This window comes from Consotaella aegiceratis (genome assembly GCF_036541425.1).
Lineage (GTDB): Bacteria > Pseudomonadota > Alphaproteobacteria > Rhizobiales > Rhizobiaceae > Consotaella > Consotaella aegiceratis.
The window spans coordinates 60,177-78,120 of sequence record NZ_JAZHFT010000027.1 but is presented as its reverse complement, the minus strand read 5'-3'; the positions used below and the strand labels follow the sequence as shown (position 1 = coordinate 78,120).

At 65.0% G+C, this 17,944-nt stretch carries 13 protein-coding genes; 11 read left to right on the top strand and 2 right to left on the bottom strand.

Annotated elements, in window-relative coordinates:
• Nucleotides 1-130: 130 nt before the first annotated feature.
• The gene (gene phaR / locus SMD10_RS17265; RefSeq protein WP_331686977.1) at nt 131-730 is read right to left on the bottom strand and encodes a polyhydroxyalkanoate synthesis repressor PhaR; all 600 of its coding nucleotides are present in this window, start codon (nt 728-730) and stop codon (nt 131-133) included.
• Nucleotides 731-1,024: 294 nt separating this feature from the next.
• Here phaR and SMD10_RS17260 point away from each other — a divergent pair, with 294 nt between their 5' ends.
• The 6 genes from SMD10_RS17260 to SMD10_RS17235 all read left to right on the top strand — a co-directional run bounded on the left by SMD10_RS17260 (nt 1,025) and on the right by SMD10_RS17235 (nt 8,729).
• The gene (locus SMD10_RS17260) at nt 1,025-4,330 is read left to right on the top strand and encodes a helicase-related protein (protein WP_331686976.1); all 3,306 of its coding nucleotides are present in this window, start codon (nt 1,025-1,027) and stop codon (nt 4,328-4,330) included.
• Nucleotides 4,331-4,333: 3 nt separating this feature from the next.
• The gene (locus tag SMD10_RS17255; protein WP_331686975.1) at nt 4,334-4,723 is read left to right on the top strand and encodes an RNA-binding S4 domain-containing protein; all 390 of its coding nucleotides are present in this window, start codon (nt 4,334-4,336) and stop codon (nt 4,721-4,723) included.
• Between the two features lie 289 nt (nt 4,724-5,012).
• On the top strand, nt 5,013-5,948 hold the full coding sequence (locus SMD10_RS17250) for a siderophore ABC transporter substrate-binding protein (protein ID WP_331686974.1): 936 nt from the start codon (nt 5,013-5,015) through the stop codon (nt 5,946-5,948).
• 99 nt (nt 5,949-6,047) lie between these two features.
• Nucleotides 6,048-7,010 (top strand): ABC transporter permease, encoded by a 963-nt coding sequence (locus SMD10_RS17245; RefSeq protein WP_331686973.1) that lies wholly within the window; start codon nt 6,048-6,050, stop codon nt 7,008-7,010.
• Nucleotides 7,003-7,974: an iron chelate uptake ABC transporter family permease subunit gene (locus SMD10_RS17240; RefSeq protein WP_490338293.1), complete on the top strand. Its 972-nt coding sequence runs from the start codon at nt 7,003-7,005 to the stop codon at nt 7,972-7,974. The genes SMD10_RS17245 and SMD10_RS17240 overlap by 8 nt, the downstream gene beginning before the upstream one ends.
• A complete protein-coding gene (locus SMD10_RS17235) occupies nt 7,971-8,729 on the top strand; it encodes an iron ABC transporter ATP-binding protein (RefSeq protein WP_331686972.1) in 759 nt (252 codons plus the stop codon). The genes SMD10_RS17240 and SMD10_RS17235 overlap by 4 nt, the downstream gene beginning before the upstream one ends.
• On the opposite strand, the gene SMD10_RS17230 is transcribed toward SMD10_RS17235, so the two are convergent.
• Nucleotides 8,720-10,048: an O-antigen ligase family protein gene (locus SMD10_RS17230; protein ID WP_331686971.1), complete on the bottom strand. Its 1,329-nt coding sequence runs from the start codon at nt 10,046-10,048 to the stop codon at nt 8,720-8,722. The two genes, SMD10_RS17235 and SMD10_RS17230, sit on opposite strands and share 10 nt — an antisense overlap.
• A gap of 270 nt (nt 10,049-10,318) precedes the next feature.
• On the opposite strand from SMD10_RS17230, the gene SMD10_RS17225 reads away from it, so the two are divergent.
• The 5 genes from SMD10_RS17225 to SMD10_RS17205 all read left to right on the top strand — a co-directional run bounded on the left by SMD10_RS17225 (nt 10,319) and on the right by SMD10_RS17205 (nt 17,890).
• The gene (locus SMD10_RS17225; RefSeq protein WP_331686970.1) at nt 10,319-11,470 is read left to right on the top strand and encodes an acyltransferase family protein; all 1,152 of its coding nucleotides are present in this window, start codon (nt 10,319-10,321) and stop codon (nt 11,468-11,470) included.
• Between the two features lie 141 nt (nt 11,471-11,611).
• A complete protein-coding gene (gene gcvT / locus SMD10_RS17220; RefSeq protein ID WP_331686969.1) occupies nt 11,612-12,754 on the top strand; it encodes a glycine cleavage system aminomethyltransferase GcvT in 1,143 nt (380 codons plus the stop codon).
• A 117-nt stretch (nt 12,755-12,871) separates the two neighbouring features.
• On the top strand, nt 12,872-13,234 hold the full coding sequence (gene gcvH / locus SMD10_RS17215) for a glycine cleavage system protein GcvH (protein WP_331686968.1): 363 nt from the start codon (nt 12,872-12,874) through the stop codon (nt 13,232-13,234).
• 11 nt (nt 13,235-13,245) lie between these two features.
• Nucleotides 13,246-16,089 (top strand): aminomethyl-transferring glycine dehydrogenase, encoded by a 2,844-nt coding sequence (gene gcvP, locus SMD10_RS17210; RefSeq protein ID WP_331686967.1) that lies wholly within the window; start codon nt 13,246-13,248, stop codon nt 16,087-16,089.
• Nucleotides 16,090-16,405: 316 nt separating this feature from the next.
• A complete protein-coding gene (locus SMD10_RS17205; protein ID WP_331686966.1) occupies nt 16,406-17,890 on the top strand; it encodes a TadE/TadG family type IV pilus assembly protein in 1,485 nt (494 codons plus the stop codon).
• Nucleotides 17,891-17,944 lie beyond the last annotated feature (54 nt).

Sequence of the window (17,944 nt, the reverse complement as noted above, 5' to 3'; positions counted from 1 at the left end):
ATCAAGAAAAAGCCGATAAAGCGTCTGACTACAACGATTTGTTCAAGCTGAACGCCTGATGTAGCAAAGCCACTTCTAGTGGCTCAAGCGCAGCGTTCCAAACCTCCGCCTCTGGCGGAGGTCATGACTTCTATTTTCCGATCACGGAAACCGTCTCGCCGGCGTCGTGAAACCGGTCCGAGGGGATGTCGCGGTCGATGACGTCGAGACGCTCGCGCATGGAGTCGATCTCCCGGCGCACGGCTTTCAGATCTCGCGGCGCGTGGTCCGGTCGGGCACTTTTCGACGCGCCGGCAATGGTCAGGGCATCGCGAAAGGTCTCGGCGTTGCGGCGCGTCTGATCGACGATGAACCGCACTTCGTCCTCGGATGCGGCCTCGTCCAACACGTCGCGCAGCTTCTCCTCCTCGTGCATGAAGGCCGCCATGGACTGTTCCAGATAGGCCGGCATGATCGACTGAAGTCCGTCGCCGTAGAAGCGGATGAGCTGGCGCAGGAAGTCGCTCGAGAGCAGCGTCTGCTCCCGCCGGGTCTCCTGCTCGAAGATGATCTGGGTCAGAACCGCGTGCGTGATGTCCAGGCCCGTTCGTGCGTCCCGGACGACAAATTCCTCCTCCTGTTTGACCATGGTCGCCAAGTCTTCCAGCGTCACATAGCTGCTGGTTCCCGTGTTATAGAGACGACGATTGGCGTATTTCTTGATAAGGGTGACGTCGTTGTCCTTGGGCAATGCGCGTTCTCCTCCCGTCGCAATGCGATTGGCTGCATTCGACCTTTTGCATGCCGAACAAAGCATAGGCATAAAGTCCGCTACTCGCCAGATGTTCCAGCCTGATTTCAACCCGCCAACCTGTTGCTGACGATCAAAATCCTGAAATCGCCCATCAGAGACTGCTCGTCGACCTTCCCGTTCTGGTGGTTGACGCAGGTGTCGGTTGTGCTGACGAGACGGGTGCAGCAGGTTCGCCTCGACCCGACTTCGACCTTTGCCAAGCCGCCGAGGCTTCCCACATAGCGGCACAGAATGATTGAACACCGAGCTCCAGCCACGGCCGTGCGTTTCGACGGAGCCACCGTCACAGCGGTTCTCGGACCGACCAACACCGGCAAGACCTTTCTCGCCATCGAGCGGATGATCGCCCATTCGAGCGGCGTCATCGGTCTGCCGTTGCGGCTTTTGGCGCGCGAGGTCTACCAGAAGGTCGTCGATCGCGTGGGGGTCGGCGCCGTCTCGCTGATCACCGGCGAGGAAAAGATCAAGCCGCCCAATGCACGCTATAGCGTCTGCACGGTGGAGGCGATGCCGCGCGATCCGGGGACCGCCTTCGTCGCCATCGACGAAGTGCAGCTCGCCACGGATCTGGAGCGTGGCCATGTCTTCACCGACCGGATCCTCCATACGCGCGGTCGCGAGGAGACGCTGCTTCTCGGCGCGTCGACCATGCAGGGCGTCCTGCAACGCCTGCTCAAGGGCGCGTCGACCATCACCCGCCCGCGCATGTCGAACCTGCTCTATGCGGGTTCTAAGAAGATCACCCGGCTGCCCCGGCGCACCGCCGTCGTTGCCTTCTCGGCCGACGAGGTCTACGCCATCGCCGAATTGATCCGGCGCCAGCGTGGCGGGGCGGCGGTCGTGCTCGGCGCGCTGTCGCCCCGAACCCGCAATGCCCAGGTCGAACTCTATCAGGCCGGCGACGTGGACTTTCTGGTGGCCACCGATGCCATCGGCATGGGACTCAATCTCGATGTCGATCACGTCGCCTTCGCCCAGGACTGGAAGTATGACGGGTTTCAGTTCCGGCAGCTGACGCCCGCCGAACTCGGCCAGATCGCCGGCCGGGCGGGCCGTCATGTGCGCGACGGGACGTTCGGCGTCACCGGCCAGGTCGATCCGTTTTCGCCCGAGATCGTCGAAGCGTTGGAGTCGCACAGCTTTCCCCCGGTCAAGGTGCTGCAGTGGCGCTCCGACGATCTCGACTTCGGCTCGGTCGATTCGCTGAAGGCGAGCCTCGATCAGGTGCCGCCGACGGACGAACTCACCCGCACGCTGCCGGCCGTCGATCAGCGTGCGCTGGAATTCCTGTCGCGAGACACGGGCGTCGCGGCGCGCGCCAAAGGCGCCAGAAGCGTCGAGCTGTTGTGGGAAACCTGCAAGCTGCCGGACTATCGACGCATCGCGCCCGCCCAGCATGCCGAGATCATCGCCACCATCTATGCCGATCTGATCGAGCACGGTCACGTGGCCGAAGACTACATGGCCGAGCAGGTGCGCCGGGCCGATCGCACCGAGGGCGACCTTGACACTCTGTCGCAGCGCATCGCCGAAATTCGGACATGGACGTATATTTCTCATCGGCCTGGGTGGCTTGTCGATCCGACACACTGGCAGGAAAAGACGCGGGCGATCGAGGATCGGTTGTCGGATGCGCTCCACGAACGGTTGACGAAACGCTTCGTAGACCGCAGGACAAGCGTCTTGATGAGGCGGCTGAGAGAGAACGCGTATATGGAAGCGGAGGTCAGCGGGGACGGCACGGTGTCGGTGGAGGGCCACCATGTCGGCGAGCTGCAGGGATTTCGATTTACGCCCGACACACGATCTGACGGCCAGGATGCCAAGGCCATTCGCGCCGCTGCCCAGAAGGGGCTGGCGGGCGAGTTCGAACGGCGCGCGGAGCGATTCGCCAATGCGCCGAACGGCGATCTGGCGATCGGTTCGGACGCGCTGCTGCGATGGCTGGGCGCGCCGGTGGCCTCGCTTGCGGCCAGCGACGACGCGCTGAAGCCGCGTCTCGTGGTGCTGGCCGACGAGCAACTCGCCGGGCCGGCGCGCGACAAGGTGGTCGCGCGGGCCGAGCGCTACGTCACCTATCAGGTTTCCACGGTTCTGAAGCCGCTGGCCGATCTGCAGTCCGGCCTGGGCCTGGAGGGTGTGGCAAAGGGTCTCGCCTATCGGCTTTACGAGAGTTACGGCCTGATCCAGCGCAACCAGGTGGCCGAAGAGGTCCGCGCACTGGACCAGAACGCGCGGGCCGGCCTGCGTCGGCTCGGTGTGCGCTTCGGTGCCTATCACATCTTCGTGCCGGCGCTGGTGAAGCCGGCTCCTGCCAATCTCCTGACGCTGCTCTGGGCGATCCGCAACGACGGCAGCGACAAGCCCGGCTTCGGCGACGTCACCCAGCTTCTGGCCACCGGCCGAACCTCGACCGTGGTCGAGCCGACCTATGAGCCGGTGTTCTATTCTCTGGCCGGGTTCCGCGTGCTCGGACGGCGCGCGGTGCGCGTCGACATCCTGGAACGGCTTGCCGATCTGATCCGCCCGGCCCTCGCCTGGAAGCCCGGCAGCGGCCGGCGTCCGGACGGTGGCTACAACGGGTCGCAGTTTCTGGTGACGCCGGCGATGATGTCGATCCTGGGCGCTACTGCCGAGGACGTGGACGATATCCTCAAGGCGCTCGGGTACCGTTCGCAAGGCGTCGAGGCCGCAGAGGTCGAGCGCACCCTGACCCGCCTGGACGCGGAAGCCGAAGCCGCCGCCGCCGAGGCGGCCGCAGCGCGAGAGGCGGCCGCTCAGGCCAATGCCGCGGCGCAAGCCGCGACGCAGGCTGAGACTCCGGCAGCGCCGGAGACGGCCGAAGCGCCTAAGGCCGACGGTTCACCTGAGGAGCCGGCGACGGTCGACGACTCGCCCGCCGACGCGGACGCGGCAGCCGAGCTGCAAGCGCCGCAAGCGCCGCAAGCGCCGGAGGGCGGCGATGCCAATGCCCCGGTCTCGCTGCCTGATTCGATCGAAGCGGTTCCCGTGGAAGCGGCCGCCGAGGAGGTGGCTCCGACCGAGATGGCCGAGCCGGCACCGGCCGAACTTCCGTCAGAGGAGACCGCGGACCAGGGATCGGTCGACGCGGGCGCCTCGACTGCAGAATCGTCGGCGCCGGTGATGTCGGACGATGCCGCCTCGCCCGATGAGGCGGCCGCGGCGTCGGACGAAGCGCCGGCCGAGCCGAAGATCATCCAGGTTTGGCGGCCGCACCGGTTCGAGCGTCACGGACAGCGCCATGGCCGTCCGCACGGCAAGCGTGGTCACGGCAAGCCCGGCGAGGAGGGTGGTGGGCAATCGCACCGTGGCGAGCGCAACCAGCGCTTTGGCAAGGGTGAAGGCAAGCCGCGAGGCCGTCCCGGGCATGGGCCGGGCGGAACGGACGATGCCAAGCGCAAGGGTGGCAAGCCCGATCGGCGTGCAGACGGACCGCCCAAGCCGCAAAGGCCGCAGCGGATCGATCCGGATTCGCCGTTCGCCAAGCTCGCGGCGCTGAAGGACAAACTCAAATAGCCGATGGCTGATGCGGCGAGCCAGCGCGTCGACAAATGGCTGTTCTTCGCCCGCGTGGTGAAGTCGCGGAGCTTGGCGCAGAAGCTGGTTCAGTCGGGTGCGGTCCGGATCAATCGCGACAAGATCGACAACCCGGCTCGGCTGGTCCGACCCGGGGACGTGCTGACGATCACGCTGCGCGGCGGCATTCGCGTGCTGAAGATTGTCGACCCGGGCAAACGTCGCGGACCTGCGCCCGAAGCCGCTACGCTTTACGAGGGTCTGTCGCCGTCGCCTGAGACGCGGACCGAAAACGCCGAGCTGCCCGTCCCGGGATACGAGCCGAGCGCTCATCCGCCGTTGAAGCGCGAGCGCCGGGCGCTGGAGCGGCTGCGCCGCCCGGATGCCGATTGAGGGTCGCGTGATGGGATAGGGCAGGCGGATCCGATGCCGCCTGCCCGCCATCGTCTTGAAGCCGGCGCCCCGCCCTGAGCCGAATTGGCGGGGATCTCCGATGATCCAAATGGCATCCCGCAGTCCGCGGCATCGCCTCGACCATCTGACCGGACCGCCGGTCGTGATTCATTTCGCGCGCCGACGATGCGAAGCATCGCCCATAAAGCGCCGATAATAATTGACGGCTGTTGTCAACTTTATATACCTCAGCATGATTGTGGTCGAGCCGCGCCAAATGGAGCCCGTCATGCTGTTTCTGCCGTCCCGCCTGCCGTCGCTGTCGACCGTCGTCCTGGCCGGGTTGCTTTCCTTCGGTCATGCCGATCTCGTTCTGGCACAGGATGCCGAACTCGTCGTGACGCACGCCCAGGGTCAGACCGAGGTGCCGTCCAACCCCGACAAGGTCTTCGTCTACGATCTGGCGGCCTTGGACACGCTCGACGCGCTCGGCGTCGAGATCGACGGCGTGCCGGGTTCGAACCTCCCGGACTATCTGTCGAAGTATGGCGACGACGCCTATCTCAAGATCGGGACGCTGTTCGAGCCGGATCTGGAGGCGGTTGCGGCCGAGCAGCCGGATCTCGTCATCGTCGGCGGGCGGTCGGCTGCCAAATACGAGGTGCTGTCGGAGATGGCCCCGACCATCGACCTGAGCGTCGACACAGACACCTATCTGGCCAGTGCGGAAGAGAACGCGCGCACGCTCGGCAAGATCTTCGGCAAGGAAGATGAGGCCGATGCCAAGATCGCCGCTCTGAACGAATCCATCGAAAAGCTGAAGACGCTGGCCGCCGATGCCGGCACTGGGCTGATCGTTCTGACCACGGGCAACAAGTTGAGCGCCTTCGGGCCCGGCTCGCGCTTCGGCATCGTCCATGGCGCCTTTGGTATCAAGCCGGCCTCGCCGGACCTCGATACCGCCATCCATGGCGAGGCAGTTTCCTTTGAGTTCATCCGGGAGGCCAATCCGGATTGGCTGTTCGTCGTCGATCGCGACGCGGCGATCGGCCGCGGCGCCGCCGCTTCGATGCTGGACAACGAATTGGTGGCACAGACGACCGCCTGGAAGAACGACCAGGTGGTCTATCTCGATCCGGCCAAATGGTATCTCGTCGGCGGCGGCCTCACTGCGCTGCAGTCCAGCGTCGATCAGATCGCCGAGGCGCTCTCCAAGGCCGATTGACCCGGCCCGTGATCCCGTAACCGACCGGGCCGCGCCCATCCCGGTGCGGCTCCATGCGGCGGTTCGCCGCTCCAGCTTGTCTTTGTATCGTCGCATCCCGTGAAAAGCGTTCTTCCGGCCGTCCTTCTCGTTGCCCTGCTGGCGATCGTCAGCCTGTTCGTCGGTGTCAGCGACGTCTCGCCGGCGATGTTGTTTTCGCGGACGCCGGAAGCCGAAGCGGTGCAGATCCTCCTGATCAGCCGCATCCCCCGAACACTGGCGATCATTCTGGTCGGGACGGCGATGGCGGTGGCGGGCATGATCATGCAGATGCTGGCGCGCAATCGCTTCGTCGAACCCTCCATGGCGGGCACGACTCAGTCGGCGGCGCTCGGCATGCTCACCGTGACGCTCGTCGCGCCGGCCTGGCCGGTCTATGGCAAAATGCTGGTGGCCGCCGTTTTCGCGCTCGCCGGCACTGCCCTGTTTCTCGGAATTCTGCGCAAGGTGCCGCTGCGCTCGGTGCTGCTGGTGCCGCTGATCGGCATCATGCTGGGCGGCGTCATCGACGCGATCACCACGTTCCTGGCCTACCGCTTCGACCTGCTGCAGTCGCTGGGCGCCTGGATGTCGGGGGATTTCTCGGTCGTCCTGCGAGGTCGCTACGAACTGCTGTGGATCGCCTTCGTGCTGACGATCCTCGCCTATATCGCGGCCGACCGCTTCACCGTAGCGGGGATGGGCGAGGATTTCGCCACCAATCTCGGCCTCGACTACCGCAAGGTGGTCACGCTCGGCCTCGTCATCGTCGCGCTGGTGAGCGCGGTGGTGGTGGTTACGGTCGGCAGCATTCCCTTTCTCGGATTGATTGTTCCCAACGTCGTGCGCACGGCCATGGGCGACAACGTCAAGCGCATCACCCCTTGGGTGGCCTTGACGGGCGCCGGGCTGGTATTGGCCTGCGACATCGTCGGGCGGGTGATTCGAGCCCCTTTCGAAATCCCGATCGGAACCATGATGGGCGTCGTCGGCAGTGTCCTATTCCTCTCCATACTCCTGCGAAAGCGCCGTCAGCTTGGCTGAGTTCGGTCGCGGCCGTCGCTGGCCGCGCGACGTGCTGGCGATCCTGGCCGTCCTCGCCGTCGTCGCCATCGTGCTGTTCATGACGATCGGGGCCCGCGGCAACTGGGACTTCGTCCTCTGGTTCCGCGGCATGAAGGTCGCCTCGATGCTGCTGGTGGGCACGGCCGTCGCGGTGTCCACCGTGCTGTTCCAAACGGTGACCAACAACCGCATCCTGACGCCGTCGATCATGGGTTTCGACGCGCTCTACGCGCTGATCCAGACGACGCTCGTCTTCGTCTTCGGCGCCATGAAGGTCTCGGCGGCCGACCCGCGGCTTCTGTTCGCGCTCGAAGTGGTGGCGATGGTCGTCTTTTCGATCGCGCTCTATCGCTGGCTGTTTTCCGGGGCGATCCGCAGCCTGCATCTGCTGGTTCTGGTCGGGATCGTCTTCGGTGTGCTGTTTCGCAGCGTCGGCAGCCTGATGCAGCGGCTGATCGATCCCAACGAATTCGTGGTGCTGCAGGACCGCCTGTTCGCCAGCTTCAACACCGTCCATGCCGACCTGCTGGCGGCCTCGGCGCTGGCGATCGTCGCGGTGCTGGTGATCGTCTGGCGGATGCTGCCGATTCTGGACGTCCTGGCGTTGGGGCGCGAGACAGCGATCAACCTCGGCGTCGACCACGGCCGGATGGTGCTGATCACGCTGGTTCTCGTCGCCGTGCTGGTTTCGGTTTCGACCGCTCTCGTCGGGCCGGTCACGTTCTTCGGCCTGCTGGTCGCCAATCTCGCCTATCAGCTCACCGGCTCGCATTGGCACCGCGACACGCTGCCGGCCGCCGCTTTGCTCGCGGTCATCTGCCTGATCGGCGGGCAGTTCGTGCTGGAGCGCATCTTTGCCTTCGATACGGCGCTGTCGATCGTCATCGAGTTCGTCGGCGGCCTCGTTTTCATCCTGCTTCTGATACGCGGAGCGGCGCGATGATCGTGACCGAGAAGGTCAGCAAAAGCTACGGGACGGAGCTCGTCGTCGACGACGTGTCGCTGCGGCTGAAATCCGGTGGCATCACCTCCATCATCGGGCCGAACGGCGCCGGCAAGTCGACGCTTCTGTCGATGGTCTCGCGGCTGCTGCCGATGAGTGCCGGCGTCGTCACCGTCGACGGCCTCGACGTCACCGACACTCCCGGCGACGTGCTTGCCAAGCGTCTGTCGATCCTGCGCCAGCACAACGACATCTCCTCGCGCCTCACGGTCCGCGATCTCGTCTCCTTCGGACGCTATCCGCATTCGAAGGGACGGCCGACGGTCGAGGATCGCGGGCATGTGGAACAGGCGATCGGCTATCTCGGGATGGATGATCTCGCCGAGCGCTTTCTCGACGAATTGTCGGGCGGCCAGCGTCAGCGCGCCTATGTGGCGATGGTGCTGTGCCAGGATACCGATTACGTGCTTCTGGACGAGCCGCTCAACAATCTCGACCTGAAGCACGCGGTGGCGATGATGAAGCTTTTGCGGCGCGCGGCCGACGAGCTTGGCAAGACTATCGTGATCGTCCTGCACGACATCAATTTCGCCTCCTGCTATTCCGACGAGATCGTCGCGATGAAGGAAGGCCGGGTGGCGTTCGCCGGGCCGCCGGAAGCGGTCATCCGCTCCGAGACGTTGGGCGCGATCTACGATATGCCGATCACGGTCTGCGAATTGGATGGCCGGCGCATTTGCACCTACTACGCCTGATCCTGCCGTCCGGCTGCGGCCGTTTCCGCCTCGATCGGATGGCGCGCCAGCAGCCGCAGCTCGACGATGGCCAGGAAGGTCAGCATCCAGATCGGATTGCCGCGAGCGAAGAAGAAGCTTTCCATGAAAGCGTTCATCAGCATGAAGGCGAGGATCATCAGCCAGAGATCGGCCGCGCGGCGGTTTTCCTCGGCGTTCGCGCAGCGGACATAATCGCGGAACGGCTGGACGACGAGCATCAGCACCGCAATCGCCAGGCCGGGCCAGCCGAGCATCAGCGCGATGTCGAGATAGCCGTCGTGGCCGTTGACCGAGCCGGCGGGATCCCAGCTCAATTCGATCCTCGGATCGGCATGGAGCATCAGGGGACTTTGCCAGAAGGACTGGAAGCCGAAGCCGGTCCAATGATGACCCTGCCAGAGGTCGAGGGCGAAGCGCCAGAGGTCGGTGCGCCCGGTGAAGGTCGTGCCGGGGCTTATGGCTTGGACGACGCCGTCGAGGGTCGGGCTGATCACCGTGCCGATGGTGAACAGCGCCATGCCGATCAGGGTGAGCGAGAGCACGACCACCGGCAGCAGCCGGCTGCCGAAGGCGCGTGTCATGAATACCAGGCCGGCGACGGCGGGCAGCAGAGCGATCGTGGTCTTGGAGCCGGTCTTGTAGACGAAGAAGCCCGACAGGATGACGATGAGCAGGCCCGGAAGACGCTGCCTGGACCGCACCAGATAGACGCCGCAGAAGAACAGCGCCGCCATGATCGGCGCTGCGACGTTCTTGTGGCTGTAGATGCCGCGCCATAGACCGGCATGCTGGGATTCCTGCTCCCAGGCCTGGTGGATCGCCACGTTCGGCAGCGCCACCACCCCGACATAGGACAGGCCCAGTACCGCCAGGGCTGCAATCGCCAGGCACCAGCGAAAGCTGCGCGCATCCGGCGGCAATGTCGCCGCGCCGGTGGCCGCGACCATCGCGGTGATGGTGAACAGCGCGGCACGGATCGCCTGATCCGGCCACATCGAATGGACGGCGGACAGCACCAGACAAAGGCCCATGAGGAGCCAGGTCGGCCGCAGGAGCGTGAGGGTCACCCGCCGGTCGGCGAAAAGCAGATGCCCGAGCAGGGCGATCGCGGCCAGCGCCGAATAGCCGAGCTGATTGATGGCGTTGCCGGCGTCTTCGGTGGCCGTCGAGATCAGCTGAAAGGGCTGGAACGTCATGATGAGCGCGGTCAGAAGCCCGGTGGCGAGCCCGCACCGGCCCAACGCCAACAGCCTGTTCGCTGTCGCCGGATGCTGATCGAGCGCCATCTCTGCGGACATTGGCTGGTTCGCGCCTCGGGGCCATAGAAGGATGCCGATTGTCGCTGTCGCAGCGTAAAGATTTCATCAAGCAAGGCCGAATTCGTCCCGAAGCATTCGAATCGCCGGGTCGGGGAAACGCGATCGTAAGGTTCCTCTTCTATCCCTTGGCGCTTGAGCTTAACGCGGTTCGTTCATCGGGCCGTGGCGTGCGAGAAGCAGTCGATGGCCCAATCCGCTTTCGCTCCGGCTCCAAGGTCGCCGAGCGCTTCGTCATCATCGCGATTCTGCGTGCTGGATGCCTGGCGCGGCATCTGCGCGCTGATGGTGGTGCTGCTTCAAACGCCCGTCGACAGCGCGTTCACTCGGCTCGGGCTGGTGCGGCACGGCTTTCTCTTCGTCGACTTCTTCTTCGTCCTGTCCGGCTTCGTCATCGCGCACGCCTATGGCGAGAGGATCGCCAGCGCGCGGCAGGCGACCGCCTTCGTTCGAGCCCGCTTCGCACGGGTCTATCCGCTGCACCTCTTCATGCTGCTGCTCTTTGTCGCCTACGAAGGCGCGCTGTTCGTCGGACGCGGTCCCGACTCGGCGTTTCAGGGAACCAACTCGCCGGGGGCGCTGGTCGCCAACCTCTTTCTGCTCCATGCCTTCGGCACGGTGGACGGGCTCGGGTGGAACTATCCGAGCTGGAGCATCTCGGCCGAATTCGGGGCTTATCTGGCTTTTGCCGGCATCATGCTCTTGGCCGGGCGGCGGTCGGTCGGCGCCTTCGTCGGGTTGCTCGTCATGACCAGCGTCGCACTCGTCGTTCTGGTGCATGATATGGATACGACCGTGTCGTTCGGCTGGCTGCGCTGTCTGGTGGGCTTTGCCTGCGGTGTACTGCTGCGCCGCCTGGCCTTTGCCGAACCGCCCGTCGATCCCTTGCCGGACGGGCGGATCTCATGGACGCTCGCCGAGATCGCGATCCTGGCCGCCGTGGTCAGCTTCGTCGTCAACGCCGGTCACACGCCGCTGTCGCTGGCGGCGCCGTTCGTCTTCACCTTCGCGATCTATGGCTTCGCCCACGAGGCGGGCGCCATCAGCCAGCTTTTGAAGAGCCGCCCCTTCCAGTTTCTCGGGCTCACCTCGTACTCGATCTATATGGTTCACGCCTTCATCATCTCGCGGATGATCAACGCGGCGACGGTGATCGAGGGCAAGACCGGCTGGACGCTGATGACGGTGGGCGCCGACGGCGCCAAGAGTTTTGCCGGCAGTCCCTTGCTGACCGCTGCAGTTCTCGTCGGCCTGGTGGTTTCGACGCTCGTCGCCAGCGCGCTGACCTGGCGCTTCGTCGAACGGCCTTTCCAGGCCTGGCTGCGTCCGCGCCGACGGCGTGCTGTGGCCGATCCCGCGGCGGTGCTGCCGTCGGCGTCGTTGCCCGCAGCGGCGGTGCGCTGAACCCTTCCGGCTGCTCCGATTTCCTGTTGGTGTGGTGCCTGCATCGCGCCGCGCATGGTGCTCCACCATGACATCGCAAAGAGATCATGATTAGGTGCCGGCCGACAGACATCTCTCCTCATTCGATTCGGACATTTTCCCTTGGCCGACCTCACGGATCTCAAAAAGACGCCGCTTTTCGATCTCCATGAAACGCTGGGCGCGCGCATGGTGCCGTTCGCCGGTTATGCGATGCCGGTTCAGTATGCCGCCGGCGTGCTGAAGGAGCATCTGCACACCCGCCAGGCGGCCGGCCTGTTCGACGTCTCGCACATGGGGCAGGTGACCATCTGGCCGAAGTCGGGCGACCTGGCCGATGCGGCGCTGGCGCTGGAGCGCCTCGTGCCGGTGGACGTTCTGGGCCTCAAGGCCGGACGCCAGCGCTATGGCCTGTTCACTAACGAGGCCGGCGGCATTCTCGATGACCTGATGATCACCAATCGCGGTGATCATCTCTTCCTTGTGGTCAACGCGGCCTGCAAGGAGCAGGACGTGGCGCTCCTGAAGGCGGGCCTCTCGGAGACCTGCGAAGTCACTGTTCTCGACGATCGGGCGCTTGTCGCCCTGCAGGGGCCTGCGGCGGAAGCGGCGCTGGCCAAGCTCGCGCCGGGTGTCGCCGAAATGTGCTTCATGGATGTCGGCAGCTTCGAGATTCTGGGCGGCGACTGCGTCGTGTCGCGCTCCGGCTACACCGGCGAGGACGGATACGAGATCTCCGTGCCGGCCGACCGCGTCGTCGAGGTGGCACAGGCGCTGCTCGCCGACGGGAGCGTCGAGCCGATCGGGCTGGGTGCCCGCGATTCTCTCCGTCTCGAGGCCGGGCTCTGCCTCTATGGCAACGACATCGACGAAACGACGACCCCGGTCGAGGCCGCCCTGCAATGGGCCATCCAGAAAGTGCGGCGCGAGGGCGGCGCGAGGGCCGGCGGTTTTCCGGGAGCCGACACGGTGCTGCCCCAGTTGGCAGGCGGCACCGAGCGGCGCAGGGTCGGCATTCGTCCGGAGACCCGGGCACCCGTGCGGGCGGGCGCCCCGCTGTTTGCGGACGAGGCCGGCGGCGCCTCGGTCGGTACCGTCACCTCGGGCAGCTTCGGCCCGTCGGTGGATGCGCCGGTGGCCATGGGCTATGTTCCGGCCGCAATGGCCGAGCCGGGAACGATGCTCTTTGCGGACGTGCGAGGAAAGCGGCTGCCGGTCGCGGTCGCGTCGCTGCCGTTTGTCACACCCGGCTACAAGCGGTCCTGAGGCGTTGATTTTTCGCCTTGCCTGCGCTTGAGGCTTGGTCCATCGCTCTTTCCGATCACCGCCGTCGCTCGGGACGGCCTTGCGGATCGTCTGTCCGCCCACAAAGGAGTTTCGAAGATGCTGAAATTCACCGAGGATCACGAGTGGCTGCGGGTCGAGGACGGTGTGGCGACGGTCGGCATCACCACCCACGCCACGGTTCAGCTCGGCGATCTGGTTTTCGTGGAACTGCCCGAGATCGGCAAGGCCGTGGTCAAGGGCGACGAGGCGGCCGTGGTGGAATCGGTCAAGGCCGCTTCGGAGGTCTATGCGCCGGTCGACGGGGAGATCACCGAGGTGAACCAGGCGATCGCCGACGATCCCTCCATCGTCAACAACGACGCCATGGGCGAGGGCTGGTTCTTCAAGATGAAGCTCAACGATCCGGCCTCCGTCGAGGGGTTGATGGATGAGGACGCCTATCAGGCGCTCGTCGGATAAGAGGCAATTTGATGGGGTTCGCGTTCACCGATTACGATCCGTACGACTTCGCCAATCGGCGTCACATCGGGCCGTCACCGGCCGAAATGGCCGAGATGCTCGAGGTCGTGGGGGTCGAGAGCCTTGATGCGCTGATCGACGAGACGGTGCCCGCCTCGATCCGGCAGGCCGTACCGCTCGATTGGGGGCCGGCGCTGACCGAGCGCCAGGCGCTCGACGTGCTGCGCGAGACGGCGGACAAGAACCAGAAACTCGTCTCGCTGATCGGCCAGGGTTATTACGGCACCATCACGCCCCCGGTGATCCAGAGGAACATCCTGGAGAACCCCGCCTGGTACACAGCCTATACGCCCTACCAGCCGGAGATCAGCCAGGGCCGCCTGGAAGCGCTGCTCAATTTCCAGACGATGATCTCGGACCTGACCGGTCTTGACGTGGCCAATGCCTCGCTGCTCGACGAGGCGACGGCCGGGGCCGAGGCGATGGCCATGGCGCACCGCATCGTGAAAGTGAAACGCGACACCTTCTTCGTCGACGAAAACTGCCATCCACAGACGATCGCCGTCATCCAGACCCGGGCCGAGCCCATGGGCTTCACGGTCAAGGTGGGTGATCCCTTTGCCGATCTGGACGCAGGCGCGGTGTTCGGTGCGATCTTCCAGTATCCCGGCACCTATGGGCACGTGCGCGACTTCGCCCCGCTGATCGCAAATCTCCACGAGTCCGGTGCGGTGGCGGTGATGGCGGCGGATCCGCTGGCGCTGGCGCTTCTGAAGACGCCAGGCGAGATGGGCGCCGACATCGCCGTCGGTTCGACCCAGCGCTTCGGCGTGCCGATGGGCTTCGGGGGGCCGCACGCCGCCTATATGGCGGTGAAGGACATCCACAAGCGGGCGCTGCCCGGCCGTCTCGTCGGCGTATCGGTCGACGCGCGCGGCAACCGCGCCTATCGCCTGGCGCTGCAGACCCGCGAACAGCATATCCGGCGCGAGAAGGCGACCTCCAACATCTGTACGGCGCAGGTGCTTCTGGCGGTGATGGCTTCGATGTACGGCGTGTTCCACGGCGCTGTCGGCATCAAGGCGATCGCGCAGGCGGTGCACCAGCGCACGGTGCTGCTGGCCATGGGGCTCGAAAAGCTCGGCTACGAAATCGAGCCGGAGGTCTTTTTCGACACGCTGACCGTGGAGGTTGGACGCTTCCAGCGGGTGATCCTCGATGCGGCATTGGCCGCCGGCATCAATCTGCGGCGGATCGGCGAGACCAAACTTGGCATCAGCCTCGACGAACGGACCCGGCCGTGGGTCATCGAGGCGGTGTGGCGGGCGTTCGGTGGCGACTTCACGGTCGACGACTTCGATGCCGGCTATCGGCTTGCCGAGCCCGCGCTGCGCGCCACCGACTTCATGACGCATCCAGTGTTTCACATGAATCGCGCCGAGAGCGAGATGACGCGCTACATGCGCCGGCTGTCGGACCGCGATCTGGCGCTCGACCGGGCGATGATCCCGCTCGGCTCGTGCACGATGAAGCTCAATGCCACGGTCGAGATGCTGCCGATCACCTGGCCGGAGTTTGCCGAGCTGCATCCTTTCGTGCCGGCGGACCAGGCCGAGGGCTACCACTCTCTGGTCGGGGACCTGTCGGAGAAGCTTTGCGCCATCACCGGCTACGACGCGGTCTCGATGCAGCCGAACTCCGGTGCCCAGGGTGAATATGCCGGGCTTCTGACGATCCGCGCCTATCACCGGGCGCGCGGCGAGGCGCACCGCAATGTCTGCCTGATCCCGACCTCGGCGCACGGCACCAATCCGGCCTCGGCCCAGATGGCGGGGATGAAGGTGGTGCCGGTGAAGACGGCGGAGAACGGCGACGTCGACGTCGAGGATTTCCGTGCCAAGGCCGAGGCCAACGCCGAGACGCTCGCCGCCTGCATGATCACCTATCCGTCCACCCACGGCGTATTCGAGCGGGCTGTGGCGGAAATCTGCGCCATCACCCATGAGTTCGGCGGCCAGGTCTATCTCGATGGCGCCAACCTCAACGCGTTGGTCGGCGTGGCACGGCCCGGCGACATCGGCGCCGACGTGAGCCATCTCAACCTGCACAAGACATTCTGCATTCCGCATGGTGGCGGCGGCCCCGGCATGGGCCCGATTGCCGTCAAGGCGCATTTGGCGCCGCACCTGCCGGGTCATCCGGCGACCGGAGGCGACCAGGGCCCGGTGTCGGCGGCCCCGTACGGCTCGCCGTCGATCCTGCCGATCTCGTGGAGCTACTGCCTGATGATGGGCGGCGCCGGCCTGACCCAGGCAACGAAGGTGGCGATCCTCAACGCCAACTATATCGCCAGTCGGCTCAAGGACGCCTTCCCGGTGCTCTACAAGTCCCAGGGCGGTCGCGTCGCGCACGAATGCATCGTCGACACGCGAATTCTGCAGGAGAGCGCCGGCGTCACCGTTGACGACGTCGCCAAGCGCCTGATCGACTGCGGTTTCCATGCGCCGACCATGAGCTTCCCGGTGGCCGGCACCTTGATGATCGAGCCCACCGAGAGCGAAACCAAGGCCGAGATCGACCGCTTCTGCGACGCCATGCTGGCGATCCGCGAAGAGGCGCGCGCGATCGAGGAGGGGCGGGCCGATCCCGAGAACAACCCGCTCAAGAACGCCCCGCACACGGTGGAGGATCTGGTCGGCTCATGGGATCGTCCCTATAGCCGTGAGGAGGGCTGCTTCCCGCCGGGAGCCTTCCGCGTCGACAAATACTGGCCGCCGGTCAATCGCGTCGACAACGTCTATGGCGACCGCAACCTGATCTGCTCCTGTCCGCCCGTGGAGGCCTACGAGGATTGACCGTGGACGCGTCTGCTCCGGGCGGCTCCGGGTTTTTGCCGGCAGCCGCCGCCGCGTGTCGGCAGAAAGTCCGTCATCGCTCTGGGCGGCAATCGCTCTCCTCGACCCGTCACGCCATCCGGGTCCATGGCTACGGGGCATGACGGCGCGCGGCCGGGTCCCCTTCGGTCACAATGTTTAAAAGGCGTCGCTCGCCGGTAGCATCTGGTAAATGCTTGCCGGTTTAGGATCGAATCGTTGCAACCCTTCGGCCAGACAACTCTCTCGCCATGATGGCGATCGTCCGCTTCGACCGATGTTCCTGGACGGTATGTCGATGATCCATTCGGCACGTTTGAAGGCCCTCCGCACGGGGCCTGGCTTTTTCCGCTGGCTCGGAGCGACGGCATCCTCCTTCGGCCACGCCCGATCCGGCAGCATCCTGCCGATCGTGGCCGCCTGCGGTCTCTTTCTGGTGGGGATCGCGGGTCTGTCCGTCGACGGCGCGCGGATCGCCATGATGCAGTCGGGACTGCAATCCGCTCTGGACGCGGCGGGACTGTCCGCGGTTGCCAAGCTCAGCACGACGGATATTCCCGAGGAGGTCGAGAAGTTCGTCAACGCCAATCTCGACGAACAGTTTGGCAACATGACCCTGACCTCGGTCGATTCCGAGCTGAGCGATGACGAAAAGACCCTGACGATCACCGCGGTCGCGGAAGCCCCGACGACGTTCATGCAGCTGCTCGGCGTCGATAGCGTGGAGCTCTCGGCCGAAACCGAAGTGACTCGCGCCATGGGCGGCGTGGAACTGGCGCTGGTGCTCGACGTCACGGGATCGATGAAGGGCACCAAGCTGACGGGTTTGAAGACCGCCGCAAACGACCTTCTCGACATTCTCTTCGGCGACGACGAAACGGCCGAAAATCTCTATGTCGGCATTGTTCCGTTCTCCCAGACCGTCAATGTCGGAACCGACCATACCGATTGGATCACGTCGGGAGCCATCGACGCGCTGGATTGGGGCACGACAAGTTGGGGCGGCTGCGTTGAGGCTCGTGACGACGGACTGGACGTCACCGATACCGCGCCTTCGAGCGGCAATTTGTTCGAGCCCTATTATTGGGAGGACAGCAGCAGGAACGACTGGATCACGATCACCACCAACAGCAGCAGCAGCCACAGCAACCACAGCAACCACGGCAATAGCAGTAGCTCTACGACGACAACCTACGCCTCGCCGCTGAACACCACGGACCAGGGGCCCAATCTCGATTGTCCCGCCGCGATCACTCCGCTCACCGACGAGAAGCAGACCTTGGTCGACGCCATCGACGATCTCGAGGCGATCGGCAACACGCACATCAACTTCGGCGCGGTATGGGGCTGGCGGTTGCTCTCTCCCAACTGGCGCGGATACTGGGGCGGCGACATGGATGCCAACGAGCTGCCGCTCGATTACGACGACGACAGCATGAGCAAGGCCTTGGTGTTGATGACCGATGGCGACAACACGATGAGCCAGACCATCTATACCGCCTATGGCTGGCTCAGCGACGGCAAGCTCGGTACGTCGAACAACACCACCGTTGCAGAAGCGGAGCTGGATAGCCGCCTCACGGAGGTCTGTACGTCGATGAAGAATGCCGGCGTGACAGTTTACACCATTGCCTTCGGGAATCCGAGCAAGTCGGTGAAGAGCCTGCTGGAAGACTGCGCGACGCAAGAGGACTATTATTTCGACTCGCCGACGACGGCCACCCTTTCGACCGCTTTCGAGGAAATCGGCGACTCGCTGTCGAATCTCCGCGTCAGCCGGTAACGGTCAGAGGCCATAGCTGCTGCGCCGCCCGCGCGACGCAGCAGCATCGAGCGG